This window comes from Vibrio sp. ER1A, from assembly GCF_000733315.1.
Classification (GTDB): Bacteria; Pseudomonadota; Gammaproteobacteria; order Enterobacterales; family Vibrionaceae; genus Vibrio; species Vibrio mediterranei.
The window spans coordinates 1,444,228-1,458,083 of sequence record NZ_JPJA01000086.1; the positions used below are offsets into that span (position 1 = coordinate 1,444,228).

Sequence of the window (13,856 nt, forward strand, 5' to 3'; positions counted from 1 at the left end):
ATTCCAAAGCTCCGTATAAGTCGGGCTTATATGCCAAGCTAAGCCCGACTATCTCTTCTTCCCCTTCTTTCCTACTTAATCCGTTTTTTTGATTTCTAAACCATCGACTACAACTTTTATTGCATCCTTTCATTGAGTTAACCCGAGTAACCTCAAGTGACAACAGACTGCGCTTGAAAACGATCGTCACGATTGAGAAACTGTGTCGACCTATCCGAATATAGCCAAACCAATGACTCCACAACAATTACTCAAATCCCTTTTTGGTTATGATGAGTTCCGTCATCAGCAAGAGTCCATCATCAACACTCTTATATCAGGAAACGATGTACTGACCTTAATGCCTACTGGAGGCGGTAAATCGATCTGTTATCAGATCCCTGCCATTTTGCGGCAAGGGGTTGGGATTGTTGTGTCACCACTCATTGCTTTGATGCAAGACCAAGTCGATGCCCTTCATCAGATAGGTGTAAAAGCCGCATATTTAAACTCAACTTTAACGCCCTATGATCAGCAGATTGTCGAACAACAGCTAAGATCTGGCGATATCGATATTTTGTATGTAGCTCCAGAACGACTGATGCTGGAGCGAACGCTTAGTCTGCTAGAGCAGTGCCATTTATCATTATTTGCCATTGATGAAGCACACTGCGTTAGCCAATGGGGACACGACTTTCGTCCTGAATACCAAAAGCTAGATGTCCTAAAGCAGCGCTTTCCTTCTGTTCCACGAATAGCACTTACCGCGACTGCGGATAGTCGGACACAGCAAGAAATTATCGAACAGCTGGCCTTGGAGAACGCCGAGGTCTTTGTTCACAGTTTCGATAGACCAAACATTCAATACCACGTCTCAGACCTTAGTAATGCCAAGCAAGAACTCTGGTCATTTATACAAGCTCATCATCCAGAAGATGCAGGTATTATCTATTGCCTGTCCCGAAAAAAGGTGGAAGAAACAGCTCAATGGCTCAATGAGTTAGGTAAAGTTGCCCTCCCTTATCATGCGGGTATGTCTGCGGATCAGCGAGCGTTGAATCAACAAAGGTTCTTACGAGAAGATGGCATCATCATAGTTGCCACGATTGCGTTTGGTATGGGGATTGATAAGCCTAATGTACGTTTTGTTGGACACTTAAGTCTGCCGAAGAGTATCGAAGCCTATTATCAAGAAACAGGACGTGCCGGACGTGATGGTCAGCCAGCCAATGCCTGGATGGCATTTGGCATGCAAGATATGGTATTACAACGCCAAATGGTGCAAAACTCCGACGCTTCGGAGCAATTCAAATTTACTTCCATTCAAAAACTCAATGCACTGCTAGGCTACTGCGACCTTGCCACTTGTCGCCGCCAAGCACTCTTGGCTTATTTTGGAGAATCACTGGAACAGCCGTGCGGTAACTGTGATAACTGCCTTACACCACCCGAGACTTGGGATGGACTCAAAGCGACTCAAAAAGCTCTTTCTACCGTGTTTCGTACCGAGCAACGCTTTGGTGCCAGCTATTTAATTAATATTCTACTTGGCAAGTCAGACCAAAGAATTGAACAGAACCAGCATCATAACGTCTCTACATTCGGTATCGGCACCGAATTAAATGCGAAACAATGGCAAGGCGTATTTCGTCAATTGCTTGCAATGAACCTGCTAGAGGTACATGGCGACCATGGCAGTCTCCGCTTGACCGAACATTGTCGACCATACTTAAAAGGTGAAGCCCCCATCCAATTACGAAAGCTTCGTAGTTCTAATTCAAAAGCTCGCTCTAGTACTAAAGGTCGCCGTACTGGACTTTCAACAGGAGACATCAAACAGTTTGATGTATTAAAACAGGTGCGCTCATCCTTAGCGACAGAGCAACAAGTTCCAGCCTATATCATTTGTAGCGACGCAACACTAGAAGCGCTATCGATTGAGAGACCTCAACAACTTGACGAGCTGCATCAAATCTCAGGGTTTGGCGAGACTAAAATCAGTAAATATGGTCAGCGCTTTATTGATGCTATCGAACCCAAAACAGAGCAAAAAATCGTCTTAAATGAGACTGAGCTTGAGTCACTAACACGACTTCAACAAGGGTTGGCGCCTGAACAGATTGCGACTGAGCGTAATATTAAACCAGCAACGGTATTGGCCCATTTAGCCAAAGCAATAGAAATCAATGCCTGCCAACTCGAACAAGTCGTCGATATTAGTGAGGCAGAGTATGACACCATCACAACAGCAGCAATAAGTTTAAAGACATTGCAAGATTACAAACTCAAGCCGCTTTATGAGTACCTTGAGCAGAACTACGACTATGCGGTTTTGAAGTGCGTCGTAGCAAAAATCTCATCAAACGCAAAAAATTCTGTGAAATAAAAATGAAAAATCAGTTTTCAAGTTTGCTATTCGCTTTACCACTTTAGTCTAATGTTCCAATCGGAGTGGTGAATATATGATCAAACTGTTTCTACATCATTATGTAGCCAACGATCCTTAAGATTTTTGTATTGGGAGACTCAGCCCTCCCGAGTTTACTATTACTATCTTTCACACCGAGACTATGTTCTCGGTGTTTTTTTATCTGTCATATATTCCCCCTACGTTCAAAACCCTTCATCGCAAGATAAAAAAAACCGCGCTCTAAAGCGCGGCACCTTGGGCTCGGTTTAATTGGGGGTGTATTTTTTATAGTTGATTGTTTAGTGTTGGGTTGCTTTTAGCTTCAAGCGCATCGCATGAAGAACAGGCTCCGTGTAACCATTAGGTTGTGCACAGCCTTCAAATACAAGCTGGCATGCGGCTGAAAACGCAATGCTACTTTCAAAATCAGGCGCCATATTTTTGTAGTTAGGGTCACCTGCATTTTGCTCATCAACAACTGCAGCCATACGCTTCATGGTTTTCATAACTTGCGCCTCATTACAAATGCCGTGACGCAGCCAGTTAGCGATATGTTGACTAGAGATACGTAGTGTCGCTCTGTCTTCCATCAGGCCAATATCGTTGATATCCGGTACCTTAGAACAGCCAACACCTTGGTCAATCCAGCGTACAACATAACCTAAGATACCTTGCGTATTGTTATCTAACTCGCTTTGGATATCTTTCGCCGTCAACTTTTGATTGCCTAGCAACGGAATCGTCAAGATGTCGTCCACATTCGCTCGAACTCGCTCGCGTAATTCTTTTTGGCGGCTAGGCACACTCACTTTATGGTAGTGCAGCGCATGGAGTGTTGCCGCTGTTGGTGATGGAACCCAAGCGGTATTAGCACCAGCTTGTGGGTGACTAATTTTAGCTTCCATCATCTTGGCCATATTATCGGGCTCAGGCCACATCCCTTTACCGATCTGTGCTTTACCTTGCAGTCCACAGGCAAGACCAAGGTCAACGTTTTGATCTTCGTATGCACCAATCCAAGTCATACTCTTCAGCTGTGCTTTAGGAGCGAAGGGGCCAGCTTCCATACTGGTATGAATCTCATCACCAGTTCGGTCTAAGAACCCAGTGTTAATAAACACCACACGATCTTTCGCAGCGCGGATACACTCTTTCAAGTTAACCGACGTTCGGCGCTCTTCATCCATAATGCCAACTTTGATGGTGTATTTCTCTAAACCTAGGGCATCTTCAATACGACCAAACAGTTCATTGGTAAATGCTACTTCTTCAGGGCCGTGCATCTTAGGCTTAACGATATTAATGCTGTTAGCGGTTGAGTTTTGATACTGGCTGTTGCCTTTCAAGTCATGCATTGCAATTAACGATGTAATCATGCCATCCATGATACCTTCAGGCACTTCATTACCTTGCGCATCAATAATAGCCGGGTTCGTCATTAAGTGGCCCACATTTCGTATAAACAACATACTGCGGCCTTTGAGCGAAATTTCTCCGCCTGACACGCTAGTATAGTGACGGTCGGGATTGAGACTACGAACAATGGTTTTACCATTTTTCTCAAGCGACTCTTGTAGGTCGCCTTTCATCAGCCCTAACCAGTTTCGATAGGCAAGCGCTTTGTCTTCACCATCCACTGCAGCTACTGAATCTTCGCAATCCATAATCGTAGTCAGTGCCGCTTCCACCAGCACGTCCTTGATACCCGCGGCATCAACACTTCCAATAGGAGCTGTCGGATCGATTTGAATCTCAATATGCAGATTATTATGCTTCAACAAGATGCAAGATGGTGCGCTTGCATCCCCTTGGTATCCAATGAACTGATCACTGTCGATCAACGTAACTTCCTCACCGTTTTCCAACGTTGCGGTTAACGTATTGCCGATACTGACGTTGCTGATACTGTATTTAGTCACGTCTTTATGAGAGACACCATTTAGCGGTGCTGCTTCATCAAGAAACTCTCGGGCATAAGCCACCACTTTTGCTCCACGAACCGGATTAAAGCTTCCACCTTTCTCTGCACCATCATTTTCACTGATGACGTCTGTTCCATAAAGCGCGTCGTAAAGACTTCCCCAACGAGCATTAGCAGCATTCAAGGCAAAGCGAGCATTCATAATAGGAACAACCAACTGAGGACCTGCTTGCGTTGCAATCTCAGGTTCAACACTGGCAGTGGTGACTTGGAAGTCATCGCCTTCTGGTACTAGATAACCAATCTCTTGTAGGAACTGTTTGTATTCTGTTGCATCTATTGCATGCCCAGCCCGCTCTTGGTGCCAAGCGTCAATCTGATGCTGTAGATCATCACGCTTAATTAACAGCGCGCGGTTTTTAGGCGCTAAGTCTTTAAGAATGGACTCAAAAGATTGCCAAAAGTCGTCAGCATTAATGCCAGTGCCAGGCATCACCTGTTCATTAACTAATTGGTAGAGGGTGCTATCAATGTTCAAGCTTCCCTGTTGAATACGATTGCTCATAAAATCTCTCTCGAATGAATCGATGACTATTCAATAAATTTACGTAACAGACGAAAATTTAGCTAATTTATGCCATTTATAGTGAACATTCACATAATAAATACCCAATTTCACTACTCTGTTACACCACTTTCTAACTCGTTTGCCACACTCTTAATCAAGCGTCTCATCCATTGGTGATCCGGATTACTTTGCAAAAGTGGGCTCCATGCCATCTTCACTTCAAAAGGCTCAATCGCAAATGGTGCTGGCTTTATCAGAAGCTTAGGATTATGACGCTGAAGCTGCGCCGCTTTGGTTGGAATGGTAAGGATCAAGTTTTTCTGCTGGGCAAATAGGATGGCCGACAAATAGTGTCGAGTGAACACCGTAATGTTGCGGGTCTTACCAATACGCATCAGCGCTTCATCAATCCAACCAAGCTTTTGTGCTTCACTTGGATTAATCCCAACCCCAGTCCCCATCCCGGTTTTACTTACCCAAATGTGTTGCGCTTTCAAATACGACAACAAGTCAAAATTATCTGCAATCGGGTTATCGCAACTGAATAAGCATGAGAACCCGTCATGCCATAAGCTCATTTGGTGGAATGACTGAGGAATATCATCAAAGCGGTTGATGATGATATCCACCGTTCCTTGCTCTACATCTTGGTAGCTAACATCACTAGGCGTCATGATATCTAGACGGATTTTCGGCGCTATTTCACTTAGCCGCTTAAGCAAAGGTTGAATAATGGTGGATTCCGCATAGTCACTAGCCATTATTCGAAACACCCGCTCACTGTCATCGGCATGGAATTCAGTGGTCGGCTGTAGTGTCTTTTCAACGTTTGCCAAGATATTACGAATCACTGGTTGCAGCTTTTGCGCACGCTCTGTCGGGATCATTCCCTCGCTCGTTCTAACCAACAACGGATCTTCAAACAGATCACGTAATCGGCGTAAACCATTACTCATTGCGGGTTGGGTAATACCCAACTGATTTGCTGCTCTGGTGACATTTCTTTCCCGTAGCAACATGTCTAAATACACAAGTAAATTAAGGTCTATACGAGCAATATTCATATAAAAAATACCGAATATAATAACTATAAATTAACAAAATTATCACACATGCGGCTACGATTTGTCCATAACAACAAATTAAACGGGTCGTCCAATCTAAAACATGAAGCCCTTGGAGAAAGACGACTAAGCCATTTGGCCAATAATATCCAACGTGAAACTAAGGAATAGTTATGTCGCAAATCACTCAAGATATCGAAATGATAGAAGTTGCAAAACGCGCTGCTGGTGCTCCATGGGATGCTATTAACCCAGAATCTGCTGCTCGCATGCGTGCTCAAAACAAATTCAAAACGGGTCTAGATATCGCGCAATACACTGCAGATATTATGCGTGCTGATATGGCGGCCTACGATGAAGACAGTTCTAAGTACACTCAATCATTGGGTTGCTGGCATGGTTTCATCGGTCAACAAAAACTGATTTCTATTAAAAAGCACTTCGGTGGCAAAACCGACCGTCGCTACCTATACCTTTCTGGTTGGATGGTTGCAGCACTTCGTTCAGAGTTTGGTCCACTGCCTGACCAATCAATGCATGAGAAAACATCGGTTGCTGGTTTAGTAGAAGAGCTTTACACCTTCCTACGCCAAGCCGATGCTCGTGAACTGGGTGGTTTATTCCGTGCTCTTGATGCTGCTCGTGAAGCGGGTGATGTGGATCTACAAGATTCTATTCAAGACCAAATCGATAATCACGTAACGCACGTTGTGCCTATCATCGCGGATATTGATGCAGGCTTTGGTAACGCAGAAGCAACTTACCTAATGGCAAAACAGATGATCGAAGCTGGTGCTTGTTGTCTTCAAATCGAAAACCAAGTAGCGGATGAGAAACAATGTGGTCACCAAGACGGTAAAGTAACGGTACCTCACGCTGATTTCCACGCTAAACTTCGTGCGCTACGTTACGCCTTCCTTGAGCTAGGTATCGATAACGGTGTTATCGTTGCACGTACTGACTCACAAGGTGCTGGCCTAACAAAAGAAATCGCAGTAGTTAAAGAGCCAGGCGACCAAGGCGACATCTACAACTCTTACCTAGACGTGGAAGAGATCGATGTAGCCGATATGAAGCAAGGCGACGTTTGTTTCAACCGTGAAGGTAAGCTGGTACGTCCTAAGCGTCTACCTTCAGGTCTATATCAATTCCGTCAAGGCACTGGTGAAGACCGTTGCGTATTTGACTGTATCGAGGCGATTAATGCTGGTGCCGACCTACTGTGGATTGAAACTGAGAAACCACATATTGGTCAAATCAAAGAGATGATGGACGGCGTACGTGAAGTTCACCCGAACGCTAAGCTAGTTTATAACAACTCACCATCATTCAACTGGACACTTAACTTCCGTCAGCAAGCTTATGATGCAATGGTTGAAGCAGGTGAAGATGTATCAGCATACGAGCGCGCTAACCTAATGAGCGCTGAGTACGACGAAACTGAACTGTCTAAGCGTGCTGACGAAAAGATTCGCACTTTCCAAGCGGATGCCTCTCGTGAAGCGGGGATCTTCCACCACCTAATCACGCTACCAACGTACCACACTGCTGCACTGTCAACTGACAACCTAGCGAAAGAGTACTTCGGTGAGCAAGGCATGTTGGGCTACGTAGCCAATGTTCAACGTAAAGAAATCCGTCAAGGTATTGCCTGTGTGAAACACCAAAACATGTCTGGCTCAGACATGGGTGATGACCACAAAGAATACTTTGCAGGTGAAAACGCGTTGAAAGCAGCCGGTGAACTTAATACTTCTCACCAGTTCGACTAATTAAGGTGGCGATTTGCTCTCTACACACTTATGAGAGTAAATTGATAACACACCTAGAGAGTGAGAATTGCGCCCCAAGACGCAGTCTCACTCTCCACTTCTGTTAGACTAAATTCATTCATGTTTGTTGAGAATGCCTATGACTACAGTTCCTTCCTATCTCCAAGATGCTAAAGAGTTACTATCACAAGATGGCTTTGCAACCAGTGATGTTTGGTACCACGGCACCTCATCGGCGCTACTGAGCTCAATCCAAGGACAAGGGCTTAAGCGCTCCGGCGACAAAGCTCTTAACCAAGCCGCGAAAAAGACCATGGCAACGATAGGTAACAATTACACCGAATCTGTCGAGCCTGTTTTTCTGACTCAAAGTAAAGAATTGGCTTATTATTGGGCACAGCAAACCGTTCGAGACCGCTGCGTTCGTTTTGAAGGTGAAGAAGAACCTATCGTCCTTGCGGTAAATTTATCAGAAAAACAACGTGCCAAAGTAAAGCCCGATGTGGGGGCGATGAGCCTACTAATGATGAGCGTAGGTGAGCGGTTTATGGCGCACTTAGCGCAGATTTATCAAAGCAACAATATTGAAGGTCCCGATATTGACCTGCGAACCGCGGATAGAATGGATTACTTAAATAAGCTCGGCATGGCCTATATCGATCAAGACGTCAGCCTTGCTTGTGTTAGCGTTGTTTCTGAAGCATAACGCCTGCTAGTTTTCCCCCAAGATTTCGAAACCGAGATATCAAATCTCGGTTTCTTTCATTTAACGAACATAGATTTCGCCTTACATTCGCTTGTGGCCTGATGTATTAAGCCCATCACCTTCATGAATCACATTGCCATTGATGGTTATCGAGTCTGGACAGGTCAACGTTTTGCCCCATTTAAGCTCTACGGGCTCTTCGGTACTGCCTTTATAAAGGCAGGTTTTTACTTTTGTGCTGACTACATTCCTAACCAATACTTCCGCTTCACCAACATACTCACCATGTCGCGGCGTTTGCTCGTTAGCAAATGAGAATGATGAGAGTGAAAGAAGGATCGAAGCCAATATGATTTGAGTAAGTTTGTTCATGGTAATTCCCCTTGACGTTAATCGTTAGCGAATAGCCGAATACTCCTTTACTCTGCTCATGTCGAACACTATAAGGCGTTTTTTTGACCAATAAAAAACACGTACCATCAGGAAAACTGATACATTTTCATAAGTCATTGTTTCTTTGCAATGAGAACAATGAACTATCATCACATCTCATATGTAGCCGAAGATTAAAGGAGAATTGCATATAGGAGAGACAACTTAAGCCGATCAATGAATTTTAAACTTCACAATCAACTCACAATCATTTGTCGTTTGCATGTCAGCTATATGATTTGCAACCTTTGGATTCGGATGGCGTTTAAGAAATTCGACCAATGCAGACTTGCAACACCCCAATGAAGAGATAAAACGATCACAACTAGTACGCGGACATTGGGGTAACAAGGTCATCACTTCTTCTGAAGCTAGTTGTAAGTACTTCAGTTCATATTCACTGTCTCCTTGTGCACGCCAAAAGTCAGCAAGGTTATGGCAGGACATTACTTTAACCGCCAGTAGATCTTCCAACTCTTCAAGGTCTGATGTATCAAATTTCATCTGCTGTGATTCAGACAGCGCGATTTGGTAATGGGCGACCGCTGCCATCAACTCCCCTTGTTTCTCCGCTTCGTCGGCTAACAGTGTATGTCTTTCCCATTTTTTCATATCCATCGGTCTAACCTTCAACTCTCCATACCAAGAAATTAGATGATATTGATTATCATTTAAATATCAACCGTAACTTTGTTATGGATTAGTCATCACACAAACCACCATTGAAATTTCTGTTGCATTCTTCATTCGATAACGATTATCATTTGCAATGTTATAACATAACAATTAGAGGTATTATGAAACCGAATATTCATCCAAATTATCGTCAGGTTGTTTTTCACGATACGAGCGTAGACAAGTACTTTATCGTTGGCTCAACGCTGGAAACAGACCGAACGATCGAGTGGAAGGATGGTAAAACCTATCCGTATATGACTATTGAAGTGTCATCGGAATCACATCCTTATTACACGGGAAAACAAAGAGTTATTCATAAAGAAGGACGAGTGGCTAATTTCAATCGCCGCTTCGGCCATGTCGCTACCAACAAGTAAGGAACACAAATGAAAGTACTTAGCTCACTCAAAAGTGCTAAACAGCGCCACCATGATTGCCAAGTCGTTAAGCGCCGCGGCCGCATTTATGTAATATGCAAATCCAACCCAAGATTTAAAGCGGTTCAAGGAAAAGTGAAGAAGAAAGCCTGACTGCAAGTTATTGGTAATAAAAAAGGGCAATGAATGATGACTTCACTGCCCTTTTTTGTATATTTGCTCGTTCTTTTACATTGAAGAAAGTCCCGCTTTCATAAGGCTAAAGAGTGTTTTTGTAAACGACACCATCTTTCATGATGATTTTTTGTCTATCGCAATTCATAACACAATCCACGCCATTCAGCGGGTTACCATCGATAATCAATAGATCCGCGTAAGCTCCTTCAACGATCTGACCCAGTTTCCCTTGCGGGTATGGGTGCTGGTACGTTGACATCTCAAACAAGCGCCCACAGTTTGAAGTTGCCATACGCAGCGCTGTTATCGTATCGAACGTTTGCTCGATAGCCGCCAACTCATTAAGTTGAGTCGCGTGCACATCTTTCTCACCCACACAATCAGTACCGAATGCCAAGTTTTGGATGTCATATTTCTTAATAAGCTCAGCGGAGTGAAACATCGCTTTACCAACTCGCTCAGTTTTGCGATAAGTTTCTTCATTTGGCAGCGGTATTTTTCGCTCTGCAATTAAGGACGACGTGAAGTATGACGGGATAACCCAAATCCCCTTTTCTTTGATAGTTTGTGCGATATCGTCATCCATGATTGTCGCATGTTCAAAAGACATGACTCCCGCTTCAGCAGCTCGGCGCATCGCATCTGCGGTATGAATGTGCGCCGCTACGTAGGTTCCATAATCAGAGGCCGCCTCAACAGCCGCTTTCATTTCATCCAACGTGTACTGCAATGTATCTAGTGGATCGAATGTTGAGGAAGCACCACCACCGGCCATAATCTTGATTTGAGAGGCGCCCATAAACAACTGCTCGCGTACTGCTTTTAATACTTCAGCACGGCCATCCGCGACTTTCATCGCTCCCAGCTTCATCATCGGTGAATCTTCGTGGTCACCTTTGCGTTCTTGAGCTCGGTTTTGGCGGTAGTCAGAATGACCACTCGTTTGAGAAATAGCCGCCATAGACGGCAAAATGCGAGGTCCTAATGCGTAACCATTATCGATACTGGTTTTGAGTCCAAGCGTATTACCAGCCACGTCACGAATGGTGGTGAACCCACGCATTAGCATCTCTTCGGAAATCTTGGCCGAACGAATCGCCACTTCCTCACGTGTCATGGTATCAATAACATTAAACGGTGCAGAGAGAGTAATATGTACATGGGCATCAATCAGACCAGGCATAACTGTGCCACCCTTCGCATCAATAACTTCATCAGCAACTGAAAGATCAATATCACCAATCTCTACTATCAAATTGTCTTCAATGAGAATCGATACATTCTCTATCAGCTTGTCATCGACACCGTTAAATACATTTGTATTGATAATCACTTTTTTCATGATGGCTTCCTCTAGAACACTATTAAGTTGATGGAGGCATCATAGACAAAGCAAAGGTTAGTGAATTGCCATTTGGCGACATAACTGTTGATTATTTAGGCAGGCTAAATATACCTAAAGGGTTTCACCCTTGATAATACTGCCACGCAATTTGCTTCTTAAGTTACCGATAGGCTATATAGTCAAAGCTGTATTGATTTACTCTAAAATAGTGCACCGTATACTCAAACACGATACCACTTTCTAGCTCACCAACAGAATCGACGCGAATAACCGGATCGGCCATATCCATATTGAGTTCGTCAGCGGTTTTTTTATTCAATATTTCGGGCTTGATCGATTGACGAGAAAGTTTGATTTTTAGTCCTTTCGTCTTTTCTATGTAGTCGTATTTGGAGCTGCGCATGGCTTTAATACTAAGATCGGGAAATAGAGAAACGGGTAAATACGTGTGTTCTAGCACTTCAGGCTCATCATCTATCATTCGTAAACGGCGGATTGAATACACCTCTTCTCCAATTGAAACGTTAAGCTTATCTGCCACTAGCTCATTGCATTCAATAAGTTCAAACGTAATTATCTTCGAGCTTGGCGTCTTGCCTTGTGCCGAAACCTCTTCTACGAAGCCGCTCAACTGTAGAGCATTATGTTGCGCCTTAGGTGCTTTAACATAAGTACCGCTGCCCCTTTGGCGAAACAATAAATCTTTATCCACCAGTAGTTGCATTGCTTTACGAATAGTCACTCGGCTTACATCAAACTCTTTTTGCAGCTCGCCTTCAGTTGGCAAGATAGAGCCTGCTGACAGTTCACCATTACTGATCTTTTCAATCAAAGTATCAGCTATCTGCAAGTATCTAGGTTTACTCATCTCATCTCCTTAATCTCCATGCATGATAAAAGTAAACTGTGATCGACGATACATTTAAAATACTTTTAAGCTCAATTATTGTGAAGGATATTATAATTTACACTCAAAGTATCTTATATGTATTGCCCAATATAATACTTTTAAGATACTTTTGTGCCATCAAGTTAAACATCAGGACATTTCAATGAACAAGCAAAACCTAACCGTTGTTGGCGCAGGCAGTACCTACACGCTGGGTATGATGAACAGCCTAATTGCAGAAAAAGATACCTTTCCTTTAAAGCGTGTTGTTTTTTATGACATTGATGCTGAGCGCCAAGAATCAAATGCCAAAGCGACAGAGATTCTATTTAAAGAGCACTATCCGGAAGTTGAAGAATTCATTTACACAACAGATAAAAGTGTCGCATTCTCAAACTCAGACTTCTTCTTTATTCAGATTCGTACTGGCGGCTTAGAAGGGCGCGAACGAGATGAGCAAATTCCGCTCACTCACGGCTGTGTCGGTCAAGAGACATGTGGTGCTGGCGGTATGGCTTACGGCCTTCGTTCTATTGGTGACATGATTGAGTTGGTTAACGATATCCGCTCGTACTCAAAAGAAGCATGGATCCTTAATTACACCAATCCAGCAGCGATTGTTGCAGAAGCACTTAACCGTGAATTCCCAGATGATAAGCGCATCCTGAATATTTGCGATATGCCAGCCGCTATCATGGTGAGCTACGCAAACCTATTAGGTTGTGAGTTCTGGGATCTAGTACCTGAGTACTTTGGCCTAAACCACTATGGTTGGTTTACTAAGATCAAAAATAAACAAGGCCAAGATCTGACGGATGAAATCAAGAACATTATCCTACACCAAGGAATTAGTGCCGTTGATCCTGAAATTGCTGATGATCCGTCATGGCAAGCCACATTCCAAAATATGAAAACAATGCTTGAGGATAACCCAGAGTATCTGCCAAATACCTATCTCCAGTACTACTTGTATCCAGAAAAAATGGTCGCAAAAGAGCAGATCAACAACACTCGAGCACGCCAAGTGATCAACGGTCGTGAAAAGAGAGTGTTTGAGTTAAACCAACGCATTATTGATGCTGGGACAACCGCTAATGAGACCTTACACGCTGACATTCATGGGCGCTATATGGTTCGAGTAGCAGCATCCCTAGCATACAACATGGGCGACACTTATTTGGTCATCGTGCCAAACAATGGTGCGATTTCAAATCTTCAGGATGATGCCATGGTTGAGGTGCCTTGTGCCCTAACTAATGACGGCCCTAAAGCGTTTGCAGTTGGCACCATTCCAACATTCCAGAAGGCCATGATTGAAAGTCAGTTAGGATACGAAAAATTAGTCGTAGATGCATGGTATGAAGGTAATAGACAGAAGTTAATCAATGCATTAACCCTCAACCGTACCGTTATTAATGTCCCTAAAGCTAAAGCTATCGTTAACGATCTTCTAGAAGAAAATAAAAACTATTTGCCACAATTTTCCCAATAACTTGAACCACCTCTAAGCAGGAAGGAACTCCTGTTTAGAGGTACCT

General features: G+C 43.6%; 12 protein-coding genes. 6 read left to right on the forward strand and 6 right to left on the reverse strand.

Annotation, left to right across the window (positions count from 1 at the left end):
• Positions 1 to 232 precede the first annotated feature (232 nt).
• Positions 233 to 2,365 carry a DNA helicase RecQ gene (gene recQ, locus HW45_RS13420; RefSeq protein WP_038227801.1) on the forward strand — a complete coding sequence of 711 codons (2,133 nt, stop codon included), beginning with the start codon at positions 233 to 235 and terminating at the stop codon, positions 2,363 to 2,365.
• A 323-nt stretch (positions 2,366 to 2,688) separates the two neighbouring features.
• Here the strand turns inward: recQ and HW45_RS13425 are convergent, their stop codons facing one another.
• Positions 2,689 to 4,875, reverse strand: a complete 2,187-nt coding sequence (locus HW45_RS13425; protein WP_038227403.1) for a malate synthase G — start codon at positions 4,873 to 4,875, stop codon at positions 2,689 to 2,691.
• A 113-nt stretch (positions 4,876 to 4,988) separates the two neighbouring features.
• On the reverse strand, positions 4,989 to 5,942 hold the full coding sequence (locus HW45_RS13430; RefSeq protein WP_038222008.1) for a LysR family transcriptional regulator: 954 nt from the start codon (positions 5,940 to 5,942) through the stop codon (positions 4,989 to 4,991).
• A 173-nt stretch (positions 5,943 to 6,115) separates the two neighbouring features.
• Between HW45_RS13430 and HW45_RS13435 the strand changes: the two genes are divergently transcribed.
• Together HW45_RS13435 and HW45_RS13440 are read left to right on the forward strand one after the other, a co-directional pair.
• Positions 6,116 to 7,714: an isocitrate lyase gene (locus HW45_RS13435; protein ID WP_038227404.1), complete on the forward strand. Its 1,599-nt coding sequence runs from the start codon at positions 6,116 to 6,118 to the stop codon at positions 7,712 to 7,714.
• A 139-nt stretch (positions 7,715 to 7,853) separates the two neighbouring features.
• A complete protein-coding gene (locus tag HW45_RS13440; RefSeq protein WP_038227406.1) occupies positions 7,854 to 8,420 on the forward strand; it encodes a hypothetical protein in 567 nt (188 codons plus the stop codon).
• Positions 8,421 to 8,501: 81 nt separating this feature from the next.
• Here the strand turns inward: HW45_RS13440 and HW45_RS13445 are convergent, their stop codons facing one another.
• Together HW45_RS13445 and HW45_RS13450 are read right to left on the reverse strand one after the other, a co-directional pair.
• Entirely contained in the window at positions 8,502 to 8,792 is a 291-nt protein-coding gene (locus tag HW45_RS13445) for a hypothetical protein (RefSeq protein WP_038227408.1), read from the reverse strand.
• A 234-nt stretch (positions 8,793 to 9,026) separates the two neighbouring features.
• Entirely contained in the window at positions 9,027 to 9,470 is a 444-nt protein-coding gene (locus HW45_RS13450) for a DUF2753 family protein (protein WP_006070350.1), read from the reverse strand.
• Between the two features lie 179 nt (positions 9,471 to 9,649).
• On the opposite strand from HW45_RS13450, the gene HW45_RS13455 reads away from it, so the two are divergent.
• Both HW45_RS13455 and ykgO read left to right on the forward strand, forming a co-directional pair.
• Positions 9,650 to 9,907, forward strand: a complete 258-nt coding sequence (locus tag HW45_RS13455) for a type B 50S ribosomal protein L31 (protein WP_038227414.1) — start codon at positions 9,650 to 9,652, stop codon at positions 9,905 to 9,907.
• A gap of 9 nt (positions 9,908 to 9,916) precedes the next feature.
• Positions 9,917 to 10,060, forward strand: coding sequence for a type B 50S ribosomal protein L36 (ykgO, locus tag HW45_RS13460; RefSeq protein ID WP_006070348.1), 144 nt, complete (start codon positions 9,917 to 9,919; stop codon positions 10,058 to 10,060).
• A 106-nt stretch (positions 10,061 to 10,166) separates the two neighbouring features.
• On the opposite strand, the gene HW45_RS13465 is transcribed toward ykgO, so the two are convergent.
• Both HW45_RS13465 and HW45_RS13470 read right to left on the reverse strand, forming a co-directional pair.
• The gene (locus HW45_RS13465) at positions 10,167 to 11,426 is read right to left on the reverse strand and encodes a metal-dependent hydrolase family protein (RefSeq protein ID WP_006070347.1); all 1,260 of its coding nucleotides are present in this window, start codon (positions 11,424 to 11,426) and stop codon (positions 10,167 to 10,169) included.
• A gap of 163 nt (positions 11,427 to 11,589) precedes the next feature.
• Positions 11,590 to 12,297 carry a GntR family transcriptional regulator gene (locus HW45_RS13470; protein ID WP_038227417.1) on the reverse strand — a complete coding sequence of 236 codons (708 nt, stop codon included), beginning with the start codon at positions 12,295 to 12,297 and terminating at the stop codon, positions 11,590 to 11,592.
• Between the two features lie 184 nt (positions 12,298 to 12,481).
• On the opposite strand from HW45_RS13470, the gene HW45_RS13475 reads away from it, so the two are divergent.
• A complete protein-coding gene (locus tag HW45_RS13475; protein ID WP_038227418.1) occupies positions 12,482 to 13,810 on the forward strand; it encodes a 6-phospho-alpha-glucosidase in 1,329 nt (442 codons plus the stop codon).
• The last annotated feature ends 46 nt before the right edge of the window (positions 13,811 to 13,856 follow it).